The organism is Endobacterium panacihumi, assembly GCF_050847465.1.
GTDB lineage: Bacteria > Pseudomonadota > Alphaproteobacteria > Rhizobiales > Rhizobiaceae > Neorhizobium > Neorhizobium panacihumi.
This window is the reverse complement of sequence record NZ_JBOZRA010000002.1, coordinates 178,870-200,487: the sequence shown is the minus strand read 5'-3', so window position 1 is coordinate 200,487 and position 21,618 is coordinate 178,870. Positions and strand designations below refer to the sequence as shown.

General features: G+C 59.2%; 22 protein-coding genes. 9 read left to right on the top strand and 13 right to left on the bottom strand.

Features of this window, described 5'->3' with window-relative positions; genetic code table 11:
* Positions 1-177 precede the first annotated feature (177 nt).
* Genes ACRQ1B_RS12815 through ACRQ1B_RS12795 form a run of 5 tightly spaced genes read left to right on the top strand, consistent with a single transcriptional unit; the run spans position 178 to position 4,451 of the window.
* On the top strand, positions 178-1,560 hold the full coding sequence (locus ACRQ1B_RS12815) for an NAD(P)/FAD-dependent oxidoreductase (protein ID WP_432294592.1): 1,383 nt from the start codon (positions 178-180) through the stop codon (positions 1,558-1,560).
* A complete protein-coding gene (locus ACRQ1B_RS12810) occupies positions 1,557-2,390 on the top strand; it encodes a DUF1365 domain-containing protein (protein WP_432294060.1) in 834 nt (277 codons plus the stop codon). Before ACRQ1B_RS12815 ends, ACRQ1B_RS12810 begins: the two co-directional genes overlap by 4 nt.
* On the top strand, positions 2,377-3,609 hold the full coding sequence (locus tag ACRQ1B_RS12805; protein WP_432294059.1) for a class I SAM-dependent methyltransferase: 1,233 nt from the start codon (positions 2,377-2,379) through the stop codon (positions 3,607-3,609). The genes ACRQ1B_RS12810 and ACRQ1B_RS12805 overlap by 14 nt, the downstream gene beginning before the upstream one ends.
* Positions 3,610-3,631: 22 nt before the next feature.
* Positions 3,632-4,018, top strand: a complete 387-nt coding sequence (locus ACRQ1B_RS12800; RefSeq protein ID WP_432294058.1) for a DUF2147 domain-containing protein — start codon at positions 3,632-3,634, stop codon at positions 4,016-4,018.
* Positions 4,019-4,034: 16 nt separating this feature from the next.
* Entirely contained in the window at positions 4,035-4,451 is a 417-nt protein-coding gene (locus ACRQ1B_RS12795; RefSeq protein ID WP_432294057.1) for a DUF2177 family protein, read from the top strand.
* 8 nt (positions 4,452-4,459) lie between these two features.
* Here ACRQ1B_RS12795 and ACRQ1B_RS12790 read toward each other — a convergent pair whose 3' ends face one another.
* The 4 genes from ACRQ1B_RS12790 to ACRQ1B_RS12775 form a co-directional block, all read right to left on the bottom strand.
* Positions 4,460-5,242 (bottom strand): FadR/GntR family transcriptional regulator, encoded by a 783-nt coding sequence (locus ACRQ1B_RS12790; protein WP_432294056.1) that lies wholly within the window; start codon positions 5,240-5,242, stop codon positions 4,460-4,462.
* Between the two features lie 10 nt (positions 5,243-5,252).
* On the bottom strand, positions 5,253-6,533 hold the full coding sequence (locus tag ACRQ1B_RS12785; RefSeq protein WP_432294055.1) for a TRAP transporter large permease: 1,281 nt from the start codon (positions 6,531-6,533) through the stop codon (positions 5,253-5,255).
* A gap of 4 nt (positions 6,534-6,537) precedes the next feature.
* Positions 6,538-7,143, bottom strand: a complete 606-nt coding sequence (locus tag ACRQ1B_RS12780; protein WP_432294054.1) for a TRAP transporter small permease — start codon at positions 7,141-7,143, stop codon at positions 6,538-6,540.
* A 114-nt stretch (positions 7,144-7,257) separates the two neighbouring features.
* Positions 7,258-8,226: a TRAP transporter substrate-binding protein gene (locus ACRQ1B_RS12775; protein ID WP_432294591.1), complete on the bottom strand. Its 969-nt coding sequence runs from the start codon at positions 8,224-8,226 to the stop codon at positions 7,258-7,260.
* A gap of 283 nt (positions 8,227-8,509) precedes the next feature.
* Between ACRQ1B_RS12775 and ACRQ1B_RS12770 the strand changes: the two genes are divergently transcribed.
* Positions 8,510-9,541 carry a Gfo/Idh/MocA family protein gene (locus tag ACRQ1B_RS12770; protein ID WP_432294053.1) on the top strand — a complete coding sequence of 344 codons (1,032 nt, stop codon included), beginning with the start codon at positions 8,510-8,512 and terminating at the stop codon, positions 9,539-9,541.
* Positions 9,542-9,566: 25 nt separating this feature from the next.
* On the opposite strand, the gene ACRQ1B_RS12765 is transcribed toward ACRQ1B_RS12770, so the two are convergent.
* The 9 genes from ACRQ1B_RS12765 to ACRQ1B_RS12725 form a co-directional block, all read right to left on the bottom strand.
* Positions 9,567-10,361: an aldolase gene (locus ACRQ1B_RS12765; protein ID WP_432294052.1), complete on the bottom strand. Its 795-nt coding sequence runs from the start codon at positions 10,359-10,361 to the stop codon at positions 9,567-9,569.
* Positions 10,362-10,381: 20 nt separating this feature from the next.
* The gene (locus tag ACRQ1B_RS12760) at positions 10,382-11,299 is read right to left on the bottom strand and encodes a LysR family transcriptional regulator (protein ID WP_432294051.1); all 918 of its coding nucleotides are present in this window, start codon (positions 11,297-11,299) and stop codon (positions 10,382-10,384) included.
* Positions 11,300-11,502: 203 nt separating this feature from the next.
* Entirely contained in the window at positions 11,503-12,168 is a 666-nt protein-coding gene (locus ACRQ1B_RS12755) for an RraA family protein (RefSeq protein ID WP_432294050.1), read from the bottom strand.
* Positions 12,169-12,184: 16 nt separating this feature from the next.
* Positions 12,185-13,006 (bottom strand): carbon-nitrogen hydrolase family protein, encoded by an 822-nt coding sequence (locus ACRQ1B_RS12750; protein WP_432294049.1) that lies wholly within the window; start codon positions 13,004-13,006, stop codon positions 12,185-12,187.
* A 27-nt stretch (positions 13,007-13,033) separates the two neighbouring features.
* A complete protein-coding gene (locus ACRQ1B_RS12745; protein ID WP_432294048.1) occupies positions 13,034-13,768 on the bottom strand; it encodes an HpcH/HpaI aldolase family protein in 735 nt (244 codons plus the stop codon).
* A gap of 26 nt (positions 13,769-13,794) precedes the next feature.
* On the bottom strand, positions 13,795-14,586 hold the full coding sequence (locus ACRQ1B_RS12740) for an ABC transporter permease (protein ID WP_432294047.1): 792 nt from the start codon (positions 14,584-14,586) through the stop codon (positions 13,795-13,797).
* A 13-nt stretch (positions 14,587-14,599) separates the two neighbouring features.
* Positions 14,600-15,490 carry an ABC transporter permease gene (locus ACRQ1B_RS12735; protein ID WP_432294046.1) on the bottom strand — a complete coding sequence of 297 codons (891 nt, stop codon included), beginning with the start codon at positions 15,488-15,490 and terminating at the stop codon, positions 14,600-14,602.
* A gap of 3 nt (positions 15,491-15,493) precedes the next feature.
* On the bottom strand, positions 15,494-16,630 hold the full coding sequence (locus ACRQ1B_RS12730; protein WP_432294045.1) for an ABC transporter ATP-binding protein: 1,137 nt from the start codon (positions 16,628-16,630) through the stop codon (positions 15,494-15,496).
* 154 nt (positions 16,631-16,784) lie between these two features.
* Positions 16,785-17,849, bottom strand: a complete 1,065-nt coding sequence (locus tag ACRQ1B_RS12725) for an extracellular solute-binding protein (protein ID WP_432294044.1) — start codon at positions 17,847-17,849, stop codon at positions 16,785-16,787.
* Between the two features lie 395 nt (positions 17,850-18,244).
* Between ACRQ1B_RS12725 and ACRQ1B_RS12720 the strand changes: the two genes are divergently transcribed.
* From ACRQ1B_RS12720 to ACRQ1B_RS12710, 3 genes are all read left to right on the top strand, one after another.
* Positions 18,245-18,979 carry an SDR family NAD(P)-dependent oxidoreductase gene (locus ACRQ1B_RS12720; RefSeq protein WP_432294043.1) on the top strand — a complete coding sequence of 245 codons (735 nt, stop codon included), beginning with the start codon at positions 18,245-18,247 and terminating at the stop codon, positions 18,977-18,979.
* A gap of 66 nt (positions 18,980-19,045) precedes the next feature.
* Positions 19,046-20,398, top strand: a complete 1,353-nt coding sequence (locus ACRQ1B_RS12715; RefSeq protein WP_432294042.1) for an aspartate aminotransferase family protein — start codon at positions 19,046-19,048, stop codon at positions 20,396-20,398.
* Positions 20,399-20,519: 121 nt separating this feature from the next.
* Complete coding sequence (locus ACRQ1B_RS12710) at positions 20,520-21,581, top strand: phosphotransferase (protein WP_432294041.1); 1,062 nt, start codon at positions 20,520-20,522, stop codon at positions 21,579-21,581.
* The last annotated feature ends 37 nt before the right edge of the window (positions 21,582-21,618 follow it).

The following is a 21,618-nucleotide window of genomic DNA, read 5'->3' as shown; positions in this document are numbered from 1 at the left end:
TCACGTGTTTTTGCGCTGATGAGAGTAACTACGCGGAACGGCTCGATTTGGTTTCGCGTTGACGTCCGAAATCTCCGTGGAGCCGACAAAAACCGGTGGCGTGAAACTTATTGCGGCCGAACCTCGTCAGTCTTTCAAAGCAGGAGATGCGTGACAGACGAAACGGGCGAGGATTCGATGGGATTTGATGGGCGTGGCAGAGGTGAGGGCGGTCTGAAGATTGCGGTGGTAGGCAGTGGAATTTCGGGCCTTTCGGCTGCCTGGCTTCTTTCACAGCGACACGATGTAACGGTTTTCGAGGCGGCGGACCGCATTGGTGGACATAGCAACACGGTGGAGTTTGAGGATGCTTCAGGGCCGGTTGCTGTCGATACCGGCTTCATCGTCTATAACGAAGTGACCTATCCCAACCTGACGGCGCTTTTTCGCGAGCTCGACGTACCGACGGTCGCCTCCAACATGTCCTTTGCCGTTTCTCTCAATGAGGGCGCTTTCGAATATTCCGGCGGCACCGGCTTTGGGCTTTTTGCGCAGCGCTCGAATATCGTCAGCCCGCGTTTCTGGTCTATGATGCGGGATTTGCTGCGTTTCTATCGCAACGCACCGCGCGATCTCGAAATGATGACCGGTATGTCGCTCGGCGAATATCTGGATCGCAATGGTTATGGTCATGGTTTTCGTGAGGACCATCTTTATCCGATGGCGGCTGCCATCTGGTCCACGCCTGCCGTGAAAGTGGGGGAATATCCGGCCGCCAGTTTTGTGCGCTTCTGCCGTAACCATGGCCTGCTCGAACTCTGGGATCGCCCGGTCTGGCGAACCGTGAGGGGCGGCAGTCGCGAATATGTGAAAAGACTGACAAAACGTTTCGCCGATCACATTCGTCTGTCCACGCCTGTGGTAGAGATCACTCGACGGGATGGAGACGTTGAAATCCGCGACGCGCATGGCGAACAGCACGTGTTCGATGACGTCGTGATTGCAACACACGCAGATCAGGCGCTGCGTATGTTGTCAGATGCCAGCGAACGCGAGAAGCGCATTCTGGGGGCCTTCCGATATTCCCGCAACGAAGCGGTTCTGCACAGCGATATCAGTCTGATGCCGAAGCGGCGCGCTGCCTGGTCTAGCTGGAATTACGTCGCGGATACAAGCAGCAAACAGGATGATATCGTCCGGCAGCCGTCGATCACCTACTGGATGAACAGGCTGCAGCCGCTTGGTTCTGCGTCGCCTGTCTTCGTGACACTCAACCCGGGCCAGCAGCCGCGCGAAGATACCGTGATCCGCCGTGAGGTTTACGAACATCCGATCTTCGACCTTGAGACAGATAGGGCGCAGCAGGACATCTGGTCGCTGCAGGGCGTGCGCAACACGTGGTTCTGCGGCGCGCATTTCGGCTCCGGTTTCCATGAGGATGGTATTCAGGCCGGATTGGCTGTGGCGGAAGATCTCGGCGGCGTCAGGCGCCCGTGGCAGGTGGAAAACGAGAGCGAGCGCATCGTCCGTAAGCCGGTAACCAGACCTCTGCGCCAACCGCTTTCCGAGGTGCCGGCATGAGCAACGGTTTGAAATCGGCGCTTTTTCCCGGCCACGTCACCCATGCGCGGCTGAAGCCGAAAGAACATCGGCTCGCCTATCGCATCTATTCGCTGCTGCTCGACCTTGATGAGCTCGATGTGCTTGATCAAAAACTGAAATTGTTTTCGGTCGATAGGTTCAATCTCTTTTCTTTCTACCGCAGGGATCGTGGTGATCGCTCCGGCTCAGATCTCAAGGCGCAGGTCGAGCGTGCCATGCAGGCCGCGGGTTTGCAGCCCGACGGCGGGCGCATTCAACTTCTGACCATGCCACGGCTGCTGGGTTGGGCCTTCAATCCGCTGAGCGTGTTCTTCTGCTATCGCCGCGATGGCGGCTTGAGTGCCATCCTCTGGGAAGTCGACAATACGTTCGGCCAGCGTCACGGCTATATGATCCCGGTCAAAGGCAGCGCGGGTGGCGAGATCGTCCAGCACTGTGACAAGGCGTTTTATGTGTCGCCGTTCATGGATATGGACCTTCGCTATACGTTTCGCGTCTCCCCACCGCAGGAAAAACTCTCCATCCGTATCGAGACTTTTGATGCGCAAGGTCCGGTACTGACCGCCCGGCATCTGGCCAGACGAACCGAGCTTACAGATGCGGCGCTGCTGAAAGCATTTTTTGCCATCCCATTCCTGACACTGCGTGTGGTCGGCGGCATCCATTGGGAAGCGTTGAAAATCTGGGTGAAGGGTGTGCGGCTGCGCGTTCGCCCCGATCCGCCAGACAGGCCGGTCTCCTATGTTCAGGCCCCTGCCTCAAGCCGCAATTCATCATCCAGTAAGGTCGAAGTGAATGAGCCAGTCTGAAGATTTCTCCGAGATGATGTTTGCCGCGCCGGCACGGTCTGAAAAACGCGGCTTTGGTGCACGCGTGACGGAAAGGCTGATCCGCAATCTCCACTTTGGTCACCTGAAGGTAGTTCTGCCTTCGGGAGCCATGATTGAGCAGATTGGACCGGAACCTGGCCCTGAAGCTGTCATTGTGATGCGCCGCTGGCGTGCGCTGAGAAGACTTGTTACGGCCGGCGACATCGGTTTCGCGGAAGGTTTTATCGATGGTGACTGGACCACAACGGACCTGACGGCGCTGATCCGTCTGGCGGCACGCAATGGTAAGGCTCTGGCACCGGCTATCGACGGTCATGCCATGATGCGCCTCGTCAATCGCATCGGCCATCTGCTGAATGCCAACACCAAGCGTGGCAGCCGGCGCAATATCGAGGCGCATTACGATCTCGGTAATGATTTTTACAAGGAATGGCTTGATCCTTCGATGCTCTATTCCTCGGGCATATTTGACGAGGACACAACGACGCTCGAAACCTCTCAAGCCAGAAAGCTAGATCGCATCCGCGAAAAGCTTGATCTCGAAGGCGGAGAAAGCGTGCTGGAAATCGGCTGCGGCTGGGGTGCGCTTGCTGTCGATCTTGCCAAACGGTCCAATGCCCATGTCGTGGGTCTGACTCTTTCTCCATCGCAGCTGGCTTGGGCGAAGGACGTCGTTGCTGCAAATGGCATGTCCGGGCAGGTCGATTTGCGCCTGCAGGACTACCGCGACGTCAGAGGGCAATTCGACCGGATCGTATCGATCGAAATGTTCGAGGCGGTTGGAGAGGGATATTGGCCGGGTTATTTCGAAACGTTGAAACGCTGCCTGAAATCAGGTGGCCGAGCCGTCCTGCAGATCATCTCGATCGAGCCGGCGCGGTATGATGCCTATCGTGGCAAGGCCGATTTCATCCAGAAATATGTGTTTCCGGGCGGCTTCCTGCCTTCAGATGCTGCCTTCGAGAAAGCAGCCTCCAACGCAGGCCTGCGACTTCGCGAAGTCGAGCATTTTGGCAAATCCTATGCCCGAACCTTGCTGGAATGGCGCATTCGTTTTCACGCCCGCTGGCCGGCGATTGCTGCACAGGGTTTCGATGAGCGCTTCCGGCGCCTCTGGCACTATTATCTCTGCTACTGCGAGGCTGGCTTCGAGGAAGGAAGCATCGATGTCGGTCTATATACAGTCGAACACGCTTGAATTTGGTCTGAGGATAGCCGGGATGAGAAAAACGATGATGATCTCAGCGCTTCTGATGGCCGGTTTTGCGGGCGGGGCAGAGGCTGCCGACTATGATGGTCAATGGGCACGCGGCGATGGAAATGCCCGGGTCAAGATCGAGCCTTGCGGCGCGGATATCTGTGCTATCAACACGTGGATCAAGCCTGGCACGCCTAAGGAGAAAAAGGGCGACAAGCTGGTGATGACGATCGCGCGTGGTGCAAGTGGCAGCTATTCCGGCAGCGCTTTCGATCCGCAGCGGGACATGACCTACAAGCTTACGATGACGATAGACGGCAACAAGATGACCACGAGAGGCTGCGTCGTCGCCGGGCTTATCTGCAGAAGCGTCGAGTGGACGAGGATCGTCGATACCGCAAAGCAGTGATTACGAGGAGCAAACCATGAAAACCTATGCCACCGCTTATATCGTTGCGGCGATTGTCTTTCTGGTCGTCGATTCCGTCTGGCTGAGCACGATGGCGGATCGTCTCTATCGGCCGTTCATGGGAGACATGCTGGCGCCGAAATTCCGCCTTGCGCCGGCGATCGTCTTTTATGTGCTCTTTATCGCCGGCCTGACCTTTCTGGCAATCCGCCCGGGTCTGATGGCGCAATCGGTGTGGACGGGAGTCATCCACGGCGCGGTTCTCGGCTTCATTGCCTACGCCACCTATGATCTGACCAATCAAGCGACGCTGAAAAACTGGTCGACGTCGCTGACTGTCGCCGATCTGATCTGGGGCACATTCCTGTCGGCCCTTGCTGCCGGAGCAGGCACCTGGGCAGCCTTGCGTTTTGTGGGGCCGCCGAGCGCCTGACGGGGCTTTCAGAAAGCAGGCTTAGGCGCCGCCTCCAGGTGATTTTGAGAGTAATTCGCCTGCTGCCCCGATAGCCGCTGGCGATAGCGGTCTTTTGCGGCAACCAGATGCGCCCGCATTGCATCGCGGGCGGCATCGGCATCGCCGGCGGAAATCGCCTGCAATATGCGCAGGTGCTCGCGTTGCAGGCCGCTCAGATAATCGGATGACAGAACCTCTACCGAATACCATGGCGAACTGCGGTCGCAGGGAATGGTGCGGTCGCCCAGCGCGTCGAGGATTTCGACGTAAAACTCGTTGTTGGTGGCCGCGGCGATCTCGCGGTGAAAGGCAAAATCCGCCTTGCCGGTCGGCTCGCCCCGTTTCAGCAGCGCTTCGAACTCGAAAAATGCTTCCTGGATGCGCGCTTCCTGCGAAGGGCTGCGGCGTTGGGCGGCGAGACCGGCGCTTTCGATCTCGATGCCCATCCGCACTTCCAGCACGTTGACCGCGCGGCTGATGCGGTTGCCCATATCGGCCGTGATCGCGCTGATCTTCAGCGTCGGATTGTCGATGACGAAAACACCTGCACCGTGGCGCACTTCCACCATGCTGTCTGCAGCAAGTGCTGCCACTGCCTCGCGCACGACGGTGCGGCTGACGCCAAAAAGCTCCGTCATGCGGGTTTCCGTCGGCAGTTTCTCGCCGACGGGATAATCGCCGGCGAGAATTTGCGCGCGCAATTGCTGCGCAACATTTTCGAAGAGTTTTGGTCTTCTTTCCACGCGCATGTCGGCAGGGTTGGCACGCATGTCCTACTCCCTATCGGAAGACGCTCGGCAGCCAGAGTGACAAGGCGGGAACGTACGTCACCAGCATGAGCACGACGAGACCGGCACCATAGAAGGGCCAGATCGAGCGCATGGCTTCCCACACGGATATCTTTCCGACCGCGCAGGCGACGAACTGCACACCTCCCACCGGTGGTGTGTTGAGGCCGATGCCGTAGTTCAAAATCATGATCACGCCGAAATGCACCGGATCGATGCCATAGGCGACAGCAATCGGCAGGAAGATCGGGGTGGTGATGATGATGGTCGGTCCCATGTCCATGAACGTGCCCAGCACCAGCATGATGACGTTCAGCAGAAGCAGGATCATGATCGGGTTGTCGGACAGCGTTTGCATCCACATGACAAGCGTTGCAGGTACGCGCAGGAAGGCCATCAGCCACGAAAACGAGGCGGCGCAACCGATGATCAGCAGGACCATGGCGGTGGTGCGCACGGCGCCCATCGTGGCATGCACAAAGTCCTTCCAGGTCAGCTGGCGATAGACAAAGGTCGTGATCAGCAACGCATAGATGACGGCGATGCAGGAGCTCTCGGTGGCGGTGAATATACCGGAGCGCACGCCGCCAAAGATGATGGCGATCAACAACAGGCCGGGAATGGCGACGGCGAGAAGATGCAATGCCACCATCAAGCCCGGAAAGGGCTCGGTCGGATACCCGCGCTTGGCTGCGACGATATAGGCTGTCACCATCAGCACGGCGGCAAACAGCAGGCCCGGAATGACGCCGGCGGTAAACAGGTCGGCGATGGAAATCTTGCCGCCGGCCGAGATTGAGTAGATGATCATGTTGTGCGACGGAGGAAGGAGAAGCGCGATCAGCGCCGCCATCGAGGTGACGTTGACGGCATAGTCGGCGCCATAACCACGCGCCTTCATCTGCGGGATCATCAACCCGCCAACGGCCGCGGCTTCAGCGACGGCCGAGCCGGAAATGCCGCCGAACAGCGTCGAGGTGACGATATTCACCTGGCCAAGCCCGCCGCGCAGATGCCCGACGATCGAGGCCGCGAAGGCGACGATGCGCCCGGCAATGCCGCCGCGCACCATCAGGTCACCGGAATAGATAAAGAAGGGAATGGCGAGCATGGAAAACACGCTCATGCCGGAATTCATGCGCTGGAACACGACCAGCGGCGGCAGGCCCATATAAACGACGGTCGCGAGACTGGAAATGCCGAGGCAAAATGCGATCGGCGTACCGATCAGCATCAGTAGCGTGAAAGAGCCGAAGAGGATCCAGAGTTCCATTCTATCATTCCCCCTTCGCCGAGCCGGGCAGGTTCAGCCGGGCCGCGTCTTTGCGAACATCTTCGATATTTTCCAGTTCGACCGCGATTTCGGTCGGCGCCATTTCGTCCAGCGCCTCATCCACCGGCGCGCCGAGCGCGCGGGCAACCACACGCTCCAGCGCAAACAGGGTGATCAGCACGCCGCCGCCGACGATGGGCACGTAGTCCCATGCGCCGGATATGCCGAGTGCCGGCATGGTGGTGGCGGCCGTGAGGCTGATCAGCTTGCCCCCATACCAGACCATGCCGATGCCGAAGGCGAGGATGACGAGGTCGGAAATCATCCGCAGCCACTTCTTGCCCGCTGGCGGAAGCACGTAGAGCAGCACGTCGAAACCCATGTGATTGTTTTCGCGCACGCCGACGGCGGCGCCTAAGAAGATGAACCAGCTCATCAGGATCACCGCGCCGGCTTCCGTCCAGCTGGGTGAATCGTTGAGAACGTATCGGCAGAAAACCTGCCATGCGACAATGGCCGTCATCACGACGAGTCCGATGCCGGCAAGATAGAGCACCAGCGTGTTGAGCTTCGAAAGGATGGGCAATCCTGTCTTGAGATGCGCAGACATGGGTAAGCGTCTCCTGACCTTTCCGGCATGCGGAAGGGTTGGACGAAAGTCCGGGATAGCGTTTTGCGAAAACGGTGAGCCCACCCCGTCATGACAGCGGGGTGGGGGCAAAAATTACTTGGTGGCCTGTACGTCTGCGACCAGCTTTTTCAGGACGTCATCCTTGACGTGCTTGTCGTAGACCGGCTTCATCGCGTCGATAAAGCCCTGCTTTTCGACCTCGTTGATCTGTGCTCCGGCCTTTTCGACGATCGCTCGCGATTCATCCGTCTTCTTGGCCCAAAGTTCGCGCTGCTTGGCGACGCTGTCCTTGGCCGCCTGCTTGAACAGTGCCTGATCTTCCGGCGTGAGCTTGTCGAAGGCCGCTTTGTTCATGACAAACACTTCCGGCAGGATCGTGTGCTGATCCTCGGAAAAATATTTGGCGACTTCGAAATGCTTGGCGGTGTCGTAGCTCGGATAATTGTTTTCCGCGCCGTCGATGACGCCGGTTTCAACCGAGGAGTAGACCTCGCCGTATGGCATCGGAGTGGCATTGGCGCCGAGCGCGGCGGTCATGTCGACAAAGATGTCGGACTGGATGACGCGGAATTTCAGGCCCTTCATGTCGGCCACGGTCTTGATGGGCTTTTTCGAGTTGTAGAAGGAGCGCGAACCGGCGTCATAAAAGGCAAGCGCCACAAGGCCTGCCGGCTCGAAAGCGGCCTTGATCTGGTCGCCGATCGGGCCGTCCATCACGGTGTGCATATGCTCTTCCGAGCGGAAGATATAGGGCAGAGCCGGAACGATGGTTTCCTTCACCGTGCCGTTGAATGGCGCCATGGACACGCGGTTGAGCTCGATCACGCCGGAGCGAACCTGTTCAATCGTGTCCTTCTCTTCGCCCAGCTGTGCCGAGTGATAGACCTCGACGGAATAACGGCCGGCGGTGCGTTCCTTGATCAGTTCGCCGAAATATTTGACACCCTCGACGGTCGGATAACCATCCGGATGGGTGTCGGATGATTTCAGCACGGTCTGCGCCGCAGCCGTCCCCAACATCAGCAGCGACGCGATTGCGACGCCGGACAGCAGTTTGGTCATATGCAACATTTTGTCCTCCCAGATCGCGGACAGGCGTCCGCAGTTGCTCCCACAAAAATCACAGGGCTAGCCACCGTCACGACGTTCCCGTCGCAAAGCACTTACGCATCAGCAATGGATTGTTTCAGCCGTTCCTCCTACGGTTGAACCCAATTGGTAGAAGGCAACATTGATCATGTCAACATACCAAAAAGTATCAGATGTATGATGAGTTTTTGGTCGCATGGCCTCTGTCGTGTCGGTATTGTAAGCCTCGACTGAAACGACGACAGGGAGGGTTGCCGTGACCGTTTTCACCCCACTGCGCACCGGCATCATCGGTCTTGGCATGGCGTCGCCACAACATGCGCAAAGCCTGATAGACCTCAAGGAAGAGGTCGATGTCGTGGCGGCGTTCAGCCCGAGCGCGGATCGGCGCAGCGCCTTCGCAGAACTGTTCGGCTTTCCGGTTGTGGCCAGCGTCGATGTGATTTTCAACGATGCGTCGATCGACTATGTCATCATTCTCACGCCGCCAAATACACATCTGGAACTGGTGCAGAGGGCAGCGGATGCCGGCAAGCATGTGCTGCTGGAAAAACCGCTCGACGTGACGCTGGAGCGGTCTCAACAGATTGTCGATGTCGCCGCCCAGGCAAATATAAAGTTCGGCGTTGTATTTCAGCGTCGTTTCCGCAACACCTTTGCCGAGACGGCCCGGCGTTTGGCTGAAGGCGAACTGGGCGAGATCGTTTCCGTTTCCATGCGTCTCAGCAACTGGCGGCCCCAAAGTTATTACGATGAACCTGGACGTGGCACGATCGCCCGTGATGGCGGCGGCGTGTTGCTGACGCAGGCGATCCACACGATCGACCAGATGATCACGCTGGCGGGCCTGCCAACGGAGATTGCCGGGTTTGCGGTTACGAGTGCGGTCCATCGCATGGAAACCGAGGATCTTGTGCATGCCGTCATGCGCTTTGAAAACGGTGCGATCGGTTCGCTCAGCGCCACCACCTCGGCCTATCCGGGATATCCGGACGAGATCGAAATTCTGGGTACGAAAGGTTCAGCGCGGCTGGACAGCGATGGCGGGACGATTGCGCTGATGGACGGGCGCAGGATCGAGCTGACCGATAATGCTGCTGGCGGCGGCACGGGTGCGGACCCGATGGCATTTTCACACCACAATCATCTCGCTCTGCATCAAGCCTTTCTGTCTGCTTTGCGTGACAATCGCGAGCCGGTAGCCTCCGGCGAAGACGCATTGAAGGCGCATCGTTTGATCGCCGCAATCCTGCACGCAGCAGAGACTGGCGCGAGAGTGACCGTCTGATCAACCGTCACGCCAAGCACAGATTTCAATCGGCAAATTCCGGTTCGGTGCGCATCAGCTGCCGGCGAATGCTTTCCATGTGCAGGCGTGCACTTTCCGGGTCGCCCTCACGCATTTCCAGATAGGTTTTCTGAGCGATATCAGCTGGTACGGCTTTGAGTTCGCGGCCGGTGGACATGGCAAGAAGCTGCACTTCGGCCGCGCGCTCCAGATAATAGAGATCGTCATAGGCTTCGGCGATGGTCGGGCCGAGCACCATGACGCCGTGGTTTTTCAGGAAGACGATATCCGCATCTCCCATGGCGCGCGCGATACGCAGGCCTTCACTGTCATCTAGTGCCAGACCGTTATAGTTTTCGTCGATTGCCGTGCGGCCATAAAATTTCAGCGCCGTCTGCCCGGCCCAGACCAGCGGTTCGCCCTCCAGCATGGAAAGCGCGGTCGCATAGGGCATATGGGTGTGGAAGGCGGCGGTGGCGCGTGGCAGGGTCTTGTGAAGCTGGGCGTGGATGTAGAAGGCGGTCGCCTCGGGCTTGCCGCTGCCGGCGATGACATTGCCGTTGAAATCGCAGACCAGAAGCTGCGAGGCGGTGATTTCAGCAAAGGCCCAGCCATAGGGGTTTACCAGAAAAAGGTCCTCGCGGCCCGGAACCATGGCGGAAAAATGGTTGCAGATACCTTCCTGTAAACCCAATTTCGCGGCCATTCGGAAGGAGGCGGCGAGATCGATACGCGCCTCGCGGATTTCATTGCTCTCGAGGAGGAGGTTTCGCAGAATAGCTGGGGTCGGGGTGGCGACGGTTTTCAGTTCATGAGCCATGAAATTCTCCTTGATGGAACTCACCGGTGAACGGCGAGCGCGTTGTCGTAGAGGGAACAGAATTCGGCAGACACGTCGGATGCGATCGAGGCAATCAAAGGCGCGAGCCGCGACGACGGATTATCGAGATAGACGGCAAAATAGTCGGTGGCTGGAAAGGGGTGGCGGACGTTCAGCACTTTCAGCGTGCCGAGCCGCAGCTCGTTCTGGATGACGATCGGCGGCAGAACGGCGATGCCGATGCCGGCGGCAACCATGCTGATCGTCGTCGCCAGCGAGTTGGAATAATGCACCACGCCCTGTCCGAGCGAATTGGTCGGCAGATATTCGACCATGCGTTTATAGGCCTGTGTGCCCACTTCATACGAAATGATCGGGTTCAGCATCAGGTCGGCGCGGGTCATCGCCTCCTCGTCGGAGGGAAAGGCGCTGTTGGCGATCCAGAACATGCCGAGCGTACAGAGATCGACGATCCGGTACTTTTCGACATTGGGACCATGAAAACCAAGGATGATATCGATCTCTCGTTTTTCCAGCTTGGAGAGAATGGTCTGCGAGGCATCGGTAGTGACCGCTACGCGCACCCGAGGAAACCGTTGTCTCAAGGTTTCCATGATGCCGGGAAGAATGGCCAGCGCCATCGAAGGCACAAGCCCGATGCGCACCGTGCCTTCCACGGTTTCGGGTGGTGCAACATCGCTGACCAGACGATTGTAGCGGGCGATGATATCGCGCGCGCCGGACACGAAGGAGCGACCTTCGCGTGTCAGATGCACATCGCGTGTATCGCGCTCGAAAAGACGGATGCCGAGTTCCTGTTCGATCGCCGAAATGCGGTTGGAAATGGCGGCCGGGGTGATGTTCATGCGGTCGGCTGTCACCCGAAAGCTGCGTAGCTCCGCAAGCCAGACCACTGTTTCAAGGAAACGAATATTCATCGCGTGAACGCGCCTCACCGTTTTGTCGACCGATCATGCGCATTATTCGCGTCCAGATTGTCGTAAGCTGCTGTTTTTCACAGACTATGTTCCCGATCGCCACGTTACACCGTGAGGGTGAGATGGCAATGTCGGGCCGGTTGAGTTTGCTGTTTCATCGCAAAATAAGGTCCGGGCGTGAGCCCGGACCTCGATTGTCAAGTTCAGGCGAGCTTGGCCAGAACCTTGGCGGTGGCGCCCGTCATGTCGCCGAGTTTCTGCACCTTGTCGCGCACGCTGGCCTCGCGCTTCTTGCCGGTTTCCTGCCGCTTGAGGGCCTCCTCGGAAACGGCTCGCACTTCGTCACGCGGGATGACCAGCACGCCGCTTTCGTCGGCAAGGATGGCATCGCCCGGCATGACCACGGCACCGCCGCAGCTGACCGGGATGTTGAAGCCACCACCGAGATCGTAGAGCCGCGTGGTGATCGGCGAGAGGCCACGCGACCACATCGGGAAATCCGAATCCTGGATTTCCGTGAGGTCCGTGCAGGGGCCGTCGACAATGCCTGCAACCGCGCCGGATGCTTTTGCTGCAACGGTGACACCACCGCCCCAGCACGCGTATTTGTCATCGCCCAGACGGTCGACGACGAGGATGTCGCCCGGTCGAAGCTGGCCGGTGGCGTGGTGCAGGAGCGTCGAGTCCGGGCCGGCGATGGCCAGCGTCACGGCGGTGCCGACAACACGGCGGCCGGGAAGCAGCGGCTGGATCTGCCGGTCCATGAAACCGAACAGACGCCAGTGGCCGACGGTTGCCGTCTCGACGCCGGAGAGAAGATCGAGATCTTCCTGTGGGATCTGCTCGGGCATGTCCTTGATGACGTACATGGTCAAGATCTCCTTGTTACGCGCAGGCGATGCGACGATGCTGCGTCATCGGGATGAGGTTGCGCACGCGCTTGATTTCCTTGGCGTCGATGCGGGCGGTGACATAACCGACCGGATCGGAAGCGCGGGCGATCGTGTGGCCCCACGGGTCGCAGACCAGCGAATGGCCGTAGCAGGCGCGCTTTTCACCATTGACGGTGACGCTGCCGGTCTGGCCGCAGGCGACAAAGTAGGTCTGGGTTTCGATGGCGCGGGCGCGGGCCAGCACTTCCCAATGGTCCTTGCCGGTCTGAAGCGTGAAGGCGGCAGGCAGCACGATGACGTCGCAACCGGCCTTTTCGAGCTGCAGGAACAGTTCGAAGAAACGGATATCGTAGCAGATGGCGCAACCGACCTTCATGCCGTCGATCTCGTAGGTCACGACGTCCTCACCCGGCTTGACGGTGGCGGATTCCTTGTAAGCCGTGCCATCCGGTGCGACGATGTCGAACATGTGGATCTTGCGATAGGCGGCAACTTCCTTGCCTTCGCGGTCGAAAACGAAGGAGGTGTTATAGATGCGGTTTTCGCCCTCGACCTTTTCCATGATCGTGCCGGCATGGACAAACACCTTGTTCTCGCGGGCAAAATCCTGCGCCATCTTGTAGGCCGCGCCACCGGCCGGTTCGGCCAAAGCCAGCTTTTCTTCGGTCGTGGTGCCGTAAACTTCAAAATATTCCGGCAGGACGATCAGGTCCGGCTGGTCGTTTTTCAGCGCTTCCGTCATCAGGTCGCGGGTGATCTTCAGGTTGGCGTCGCGGTCCTGCTGGGGATTGGTCTGGATCAGGCTGATTTTCATGGGAATTCCTCCAAATTGCGATGTCGCTCAGGCGACGATCTTTTCCTGCTTGAGTGCGTTGATGGTGGACATGATGCCGGCGCGCAGCGCCATGTTCTGGGTGGCGACGACCAGCATTTCGGCGCCTTCCTCCAGTGCGAATGTGCGCTCGGCTGGTGTCCAGGCCGGCATGATCCACTTCTTGCCGGCGTCACGGGCGGCCTTGGCGATGCGGGAAAGGTCGCGACGGTCTTCGTCGTTGAAGGCATAAGCGCCACGGCCGCAGGCGAGTGCCAGATCGGACGGGCCGGGGAAGAGGCCATCGACCGTATCGAGGGCGATGATCTTTTCGACATCGGCAAGGCTCTCGGCCGTCTCGATCATCGCGTAGCATTTTGTGCGCTTGTTTTCCTTCTCGAAGGCATCGGAAGACGGGCGGGCGTAACCGAACACGCGGCCACCGGCATAAGAACGGATGCCGAGCAGCGGGTATTTGGCCGCCTTCGTCACTTCGCGGGCGTGATCGACGCCGAGAATATGCGGCAGGATGACGCCGTCCGAACCGAAGTCGAGGGCCTGCTGGATGGCTTCGGTGGTCGGTGCGATCACCTTGGTGAGCGCGGGAATACCGAGCGACTTGGAAAAGGCCAGGAACTGGTCGAGCGTGGCGAGGTCGAACGTGCCGTGCTCAAGCTCGATGACGAGCTGGCTGACGCCGCAGGTCTTTGCGATTTCCAGAAAGCCGAAATGCGGTTGCGACATCCAGAGCGCGATATTGTCCATTTCAGTAGTCTCCATTGCAATTTCAGTTATTTGCCCATGGTCCTGGAGAGACCGAGCGTGCGTTCGATGAGGAAGATGATGGCAAGGGTGGCGGCGACGAGGACAACGGATACGGCAGCCGTCATCGGGTCGGTCTGGCTTTCGACGTAGTCAAAAATTTCGACCGGCAGGGTGCGCAGGCGCGGACCCGTGATGAACAGCGAGATCACCACCTCGTCGAAGGACAGAAGGAAGGAGAGGGCAGCGCTGGCGATGAAACCCGGCATCATCAGCGGCAGGGTGATGCGGCGGACCACCGTGAAGGGCGAGGCGCCGAGCATGGTGGCCGCATCCTCCACCGATGGCGGGATCGTCGAAAACGCCGTCAGCATGATGCGGATCACGTAAGGCGTGGTGATGATCAGGTGGGCGATGATCAGACCCGTATAAGTGCCGAGCAGGCGGGCCTGCACGAAGACCAGAAGAATGGCGAGGCCAAGCACGATCGAGGGCAGGAGGAGAGGGGCGGTGAACAGGTTTAGCAAAAACTCGCGACCGATGAACTTGCGGCGGCGGATGGCGAAAGCGGCAGGCACACCGGCGGCAAGGCCGAGGATCGTCACCGTGATGGCGATGACAAAGCTGATCCACAGCGCCTGGGCAAAACCGGCGTGGGAAAACATCGCGGCGTACCAGCGAAGGCCCCAACTTTCCGGTGGGAAGGTGATGTAGCTGTCATTGCTGAAGGACAAAGGCAGTACGATCAGGATGGGTGCGAGCAGGAAGAGATAGATGCAGGCGACAAGGAGCCTGAACGGAAGGGTCAGTTGGCCGATCATGTCAGGTTCCTCCTTAATCGAAGCGCTTGACGACGCGGGAGTAGACCGCGAGTGCAAGGCCGAAGATGATGAGCACGATGACGGAGATTGCCGCAGCCGTCGGCCATTCCAGTTGGATGACGGCCTGGTCGTAGATCTCGGTCGCGAGCAGGAAGACACGTCCGCCGCCGAGCAGTTTTGGCGTGATGAACGAGCTGATGGAGAGCACGAAGCAGAGCAGGCAACCAAGCGCGATGCCGGGGGCGGTCAGGGGCAGGATGACGCGGCGAAAGCGGGTCCAGCGGTTGGCGCCGAGCGAGGCGGCGGCTTCCTCATAGACGTTTTCGAGACGGCCGAAGCCGGCGATCAAAGACAGCGCCATATACGGGATCAGCACTTCCACCATGCCGATGAAGACGCCGAGCGTGTTGTTGGTCAGGCGCAACGGGCTGTCGATGACGCCTGATGACATCAGGATGCCGTTGACCACGCCCTGATCACCGAGAATGACCATCCAGCCATAGGTGCGCACCACGCTGCTGACCAGAAGCGGCGAGACGGTGATGACAAACAGCATGTTGCGCCATTTCGGCGAAACCCGGTGCAGGAAAAGCGCGATCGGATAGGCGCAGCAGAGCGTGATCAGCGTGACGCCGAAACCCAGGATCAGTGAGTTGGAGACCAGTTCGAAGCTGAAACTGTCGGTGAAAAAATCGACGTAGTTTTCCAGCGTGTAATTGTTGGTCAACACGCCGCCGCTGCGGCTTTCGATGAAGGAAATCATGCCGAGCCGGATGACCGGCAGGACGAAGGCGACAAAATTGATGATCGCCATGGGCAGAAGCAGCGCGATCAGCAGGAAAGGAAAGTTTTTCCGGCGGGCGGGGGCTTCGGCAAGTGGGACGGATGAGGTGATCGCTGCCATGGATCAGCTCCCTGAACCTTGGCCGAAAACCTGCATGTCCTGCGGTTTCCACTCACAGAGAAGCTTTTCGCCGCTCTGGAAACTGTGGCCCGCGCTGGCGGTGTGCACTTCGGTGGTCAGCGTGTTGCCGCCGATATCGATGTCGTATTGCACGACGTCGCCGATATAGGTGACGCGCGTTACTTTGCCCTGTGCGGCGTTGGTGGCCATGCTGACGAGCGAGCGGTCGCGGCTCGGCGTCAGGCTGATGCGGTGCGGACGGATGGCAGCCTTTGCCTTGCCGGAGGTGAGGCCGCGCGTATTGCAGGGATAAACCGACGCGCCGATGCGCACCCGGTCGAGCGCCTCGATCTCGCAATCGAGGACATTGGTGCGACCGACGAAATCGGCGACGAACAGATCGGCCGGGCGCTCATAGATATCTTCCGGCGTGCCGAGCTGGGCAAGCTTGCCCTTGTGCATGACGCCGACGAGATCGCACATGGTCAATGCTTCCACCTGGTCGTGGGTCACGAAAACGGTGGTGATCTGCAGGCGCTGCTGGATTTCGCGGATTTCGATGCGCATGTCGTCGCGCAGTTTGGCGTCGAGGTTGGACAGTGGTTCGTCGAGGAGGAGAAGGCGCGGACGGATGACAAGCGCGCGGGCCAGCGCCACACGCTGCTGCTGGCCGCCGGACATTTCCTTGGGCTTGCGGTCGCCGTAACCGGGCAGACGCACCATTTCGAGCGCTTCCTCGACGCGGTCACGCGCCTCGGTGCGGCCAACGCCACGCATTTCAAGGCCGAAAGCCACGTTCTGCGCCACCGTCATATGCGGAAACAGCGCGTAGTTCTGGAAAACGAGGCCGATATCGCGCTTGTGCGGCGGTTTGTGGGAAATGTCGTCGCCGTCGATGGTGATCTTGCCCTTGGTGATGTCCAGAAGGCCGGCGATCATGCGCAGCGTCGTGGTTTTGCCGCAGCCGGAAGGGCCAAGCAGGCCGAGCAGCTTGCCCTTGGGCACGTCGATATCGAGATCATCGACGGCCATGTAATCGACGCCGTAGCGCTTGGTTATGCCCTTGAGCTTGAGAAAGGCCTGATCGCCGGCATTGGTTTCGGCGGCCAGAGGGTCCTGGCGCAGTTCCTGGGTTTGCATGTCGTCACCATGTGCGGATTTGAGGTCGTCGAGGGCAACGGGACCAAAGTCCCGTCACGATGGCGTGGGTGCTCGATCACGCGTTGGGACGCGTGCCGCAGGGTCTTTTCTGGAAGAGGACGGAGTCCGGGCCGTTTGCGGCCCGGAGCGTAACTTAGCGTCCGGCCGGGATGATCTTGCGGCGCCAGGGCTGCAGGATATCGTCGCGCATGTCGCCGATCGTCATCCAGTCGACGGCGATCAGCTTTTCGCGCTGGGCCGGGTCCATCATCGGGATGCGCTTGGCGGTGGCTTCATCAACCTGAGTCTTGCTGTTCACCGGTGCGTAGAACATCGCCTTGGCAAAGGCTGCCTGTGCTTCCGGGCCGATCGCGTAGTTGATGAAGGTCTGCGTCGCGTCAGGCTCCGATGCCTTTTCGATGGCGCTAACGACGTTGATCTGCGACGCGGTGCCTTCGGCCGGGCCGACGGAACCGAGCCTGCCTTCCGTCTGGTCGAAATAGAACTGCGAGCGGGCGTTCCAGCCGATCGAGACATTGGCGGTGCCATTGGCCACCAGCGTATAGGCGTCCGGCTTCGGCTCCCAGGTCTGTACGCGCGGCGCCAGTTCCACCAGCTTGTCGACGCCCGGATCGATCGTGTCCTTGTAATCCTGCTCACCGGCAAGGCGGTTGGAAATGATTGTCAGCAGGATTGCCTGAATATCGCCGCCGCCCTGTGCCGGCAGCACGACCTTGCCATCCTGCGCCTTGTCCCAGAGCGTTTCCCAGCTGGTCGGCGCCGTCGGGAATGCCTTGGAATTGTAGATCAGGGTCAGCGTGTCGTAGGTGAGCGGAATGGCGGCGCCACCCAGATCCTTGCCGATATCGGACACGTCGGCATAGTTGGAAAGCTTGGATGTATCGAGTTCTGCAACGAGGCCTTCCTCCTTGGCGATCTTGGCAACCGAGAGGTCGTAGATCACGGCATTGACCTGCGGCGCATCACGCTGGGCGCGCATGTTGCCGAGCGAGGTGGCGGCGTTCTGGACGCCGTAATAATTCACCTTGATGTCGGGGTGGGCTTTCATGAAGGGCTCGATGACGGCCTTCTTGTAATTGTCTTCGAACGGACCGCGGTACCCCATGACGGTGATATCGGCGGCGTTCGCATAAGCTCCCGACAGCATTGTCGCTGCGAAAAGCGTAGCGGAAAGGACATGCGTGGAAATGCGTTTCATATCGGTATTCCCCTTTGTCAGCTTTTGGCCTTGCTTGTTGTTAAGGGAACGATATGCAGCGTGCCGGAAGGGGTCCAACGACTAAAATCTACCGACTGTTTAGAATTTCTTTCTGACAAGTCCATCGTGATTGGTGGCAATAAAACGCCATTATGTCCGATATAGAAATAATAATTTGCTAAGAATGTAGCCTTTGAGGCCTTAAGGAAGCATGATTTTTCGCGCTGTCTGGGCTGGGCGCGTATTTCGATTTCGCCCTAAAGAATGTTCTGTAACGTTCGGCGCACTTCTGGATTGTAATCCTTCGCGGCTGCGGCAAGAATTGTCTTGAGAAGGTGGGGCCGCACGATAGCATGCACATATCGCAGTTAAGCTGCACGCATTGCGGAGTGCCCATGACCACCAAGTTTATGCTTCTCACCGGCGCCAGCCGCGGTATCGGCCATGCGACAGTGAAGCTCTTTATGGAACATGGCTGGCGAATCCTGACAGTTTCGCGGCAGCCTTTTTCGGAAGAGTGCCGTTGGCCGTCCGCGCGCGAAAGCCATATTCAGGCTGACCTTGAGGATATCGATAGCATTGAAGCCTTGGCGGCGATCGTTCGGGAGCGCTTGCCTTCGGGAAAGCTCGCGGCGCTGGTCAACAATGCTGGTATCTCGCCCAAGGGACCGAGCGGCTCGCGTCTCGGTGTTGCCGATACGGATGCCTCCACATGGTCACGCGTGCTCAACGTCAACCTCATTTCAACGGCGCTTCTCGCTCGCGCGCTGATGCCGGAACTGAAGGCAGCTCAGGGTTCGATCGTCAATGTCACCTCGATCGTCGGCTCGCGCGTGCATCCGTTCGCAGGTGTTGCCTATGCGGCGTCCAAGGCCGGCCTTGCGGCGCTGACCCGCGAACTTGCGCATGAATTCGGTCCGATGGGCGTTCGCGCCAATGCCATCGCACCGGGTGAAATCGATACGGCCATTCTGTCGCCTGGTACGGCGGATCTCGTCAGTGCGCAGGTGCCGATGAACCGACTGGGCACGCCGCGCGAGGTGGCGCAGACCATCTACTTCCTCTGCAACGACACGTCCTCCTATATCAACGGTGCGGAAATCCACATCAATGGTGGCCAGCACGTCTGATCACCGGCGGCTTGAACCCGGCAGTCAATGCCGGGGAACAATAACAAGGGAACGAAGGAACAGCTTATGACCATCATGCCCAATTCCATCGAAGGCCGCGACATCGCCTACCAGATGCACCCCATGGTCAATTACCGGAAATATGAAAAGACCGGTGGTCTGGTTATCGAATCCGGTGATGGCATCTATGTCACCGACAATAACGGCAAGCGTTATATCGAGGGGCTCGCGGGCCTCTGGTCGGTGGCGGTCGGTTTCGGTGAAAAGCGTCTGGCGGAAGTGGCCAAGGCGCAGATGGAAAAGCTGCCCTATTACCATACCTTCGCCTACAAGTCGCACGGCCCCTCGATCGAGCTTGCCGAGATGCTGATCAAAATTGCACCCGTGCCGATGTCGAAGGTGCATTTCACCTCCTCCGGTTCCGAGGCCAACGACCTTGCCTGCAAAATGGTCTGGTACCGTTCCAATGCACTCGGCAAAAAGGACAAGAAAAAGATCATCGGCCGCATCAAGGGTTATCACGGCGTGACGATTGCCGCCGGTTCGATCACCGGCCTGCCACGCAATCATGAAAGCTTTGATCTGCCGCTCGACCGCATGGTTCACACGTCCTGCCCGTCCTATGTGCATTTCGGTCAGGCCGGCGAGAGCGAGGCGGATTTCACGGCGCGCATGTTGAAGGATCTCGAGGACCTGATCCTCAAAGAGGGGCCGGAGACGATTGCCGCCTTCTGGGGTGAGCCGGTCATGGGCGCAGGTGGTGTATTGGTACCGCCGGCCGGTTACTGGGAAGGCGTCCAAAAGATCCTCAAGAAGCACGACATCCTGCTTGTCGTCGATGAGGTGATCTGCGGTTTCGGGCGCACCGGAAAAATGTTCGCCTGCGAGACCTATGGCATCGAACCGGATGTGCTGGTGCTCTCCAAACAGATCTCGTCGTCCTACATGCCGCTTTCCGCCATCGTGATGAACGACCATTTCTACCAGCCGATTGCCGATGAATCGAACCGCATCGGTGTGTTTGGTCATGGTTTTACCGCCTCCGGTCATCCGGTCGCGACCGCCGTTGGTCTCGAAAACCTGAAAATCATCCAGGAACGCGATCTGGAGGGCAATGCCGCGCGGCTGGCGGAAAAATTCCTCGGCCGGCTGGCGGAACTCGCCAACCATCCGCTCGCCCATTCCTCGCGTGGTGTCGGCCTTCTCGGCGCGCTCGAAATCAAGCCATGGAATGACGCCAAGGCCGGCGATGCGGCGATTGCGGTTGCCGCAGCACTTGAAGAGCAGGGCGTGATTGCCCGTGCGGTCGGCGAGGCCATCTGCTTCTGCCCGCCACTGATCATCACCGCCGAGCAGATCGACGAGATGTTCGATGCGCTTGGCCGCGCACTCGATGCCGTTGCCGCGACGCGCGGCTGATTTCCATTGACCGGGGAGCGCGTCTTGGCGCTCTCCACAATGTGGTTCGATATCGGGTTCGGTCCCGCCGGATCTTGAAGGACCGTGCCGCCGAGATAACGGCCGGAAAACAGGGGGACACATGTCCGTCACGAACAACAATACCGCGCGTGTGCTTGGGGCCGAACTTGAAACCGGCGCCGTTGCCGTGCCGCCGGAACAGGCGGAACGGATTGCCCTTGAGCATTATGGCCTCGTTGGCAAGGCGCAATGGCTGTGGGGCGAAAAGGACAGCAATTACCGGCTGACGCTTGAGGACGGCACGGCCTATCTCCTGAAAATTCTCAACCCGGCCGAGGATCCGAAGGTCACCGCCATGCACAGCCAGGCGCTTTTGCATGTTGAAGCGATGGACCCAGGCATTCCGGTTCAACGGATCATTCGCACAAGCGACGGCGCTGCCGATTTCCGCTTTGTCGCCGATGATGGCGGCGAACGTGGCGTGCGCATGGTGACGTTTGTGCCCGGCATGGCGCAGCGCACGGCACCGCATTCGCCGTTGCAGCGCCAAAAGATCGGCGTGTTTTTGGGGCGGATGCAGAAGGCGCTCAAGAACTTTGTCCATGAAGCAGCATCCCACCGCATCACCTGGGACATGAGCCATGCAATGGGCATGCGCGATCTCTTGCCGGCCTTTGCAGATGCCGGTCAGCGGGCGCGGCTGGAAAAGGCGATCGACGATTTCGAGACGGAAATCGTGCCGGTGATGGCGTCTTTACCGGCACAGGTGATCCATAACGATTTCAACATGGAAAACATTCTGGTCGATCCCGACAGGCCAGACGAGATTACCGGCATTATCGATTTTGGTGACATGGTGTTTGCGCCCGTGCTTTTCGATGTCGGCGTGGCGGCGGCCTATCAGATCGGTGCGGAGGCTGATCCGGTCGAAGCGATGTGCGATCTGATCCGGGGCTATCGCAGTGAATGCACACTGACCGATGTGGAAATCGATCTCGTTTATACCGCTGCCGTGATGCGTCTGGTGATGCGGCTTGCCATCCCGCAATGGCGGGCAAGGTTGTTTCCCGAGGATGCCGAGCGTTTCACCATCCGCAGTGCCAGCGTGTGGGAACAGCTGGCGCGGCTTGATGCCATTCCCCAGGCGCAGGCAATCGATCGATTGCGCGCTGCGAACCGATAAGGATCGAACCTGATGAACAAGCCCGTTTCCGGCAAGC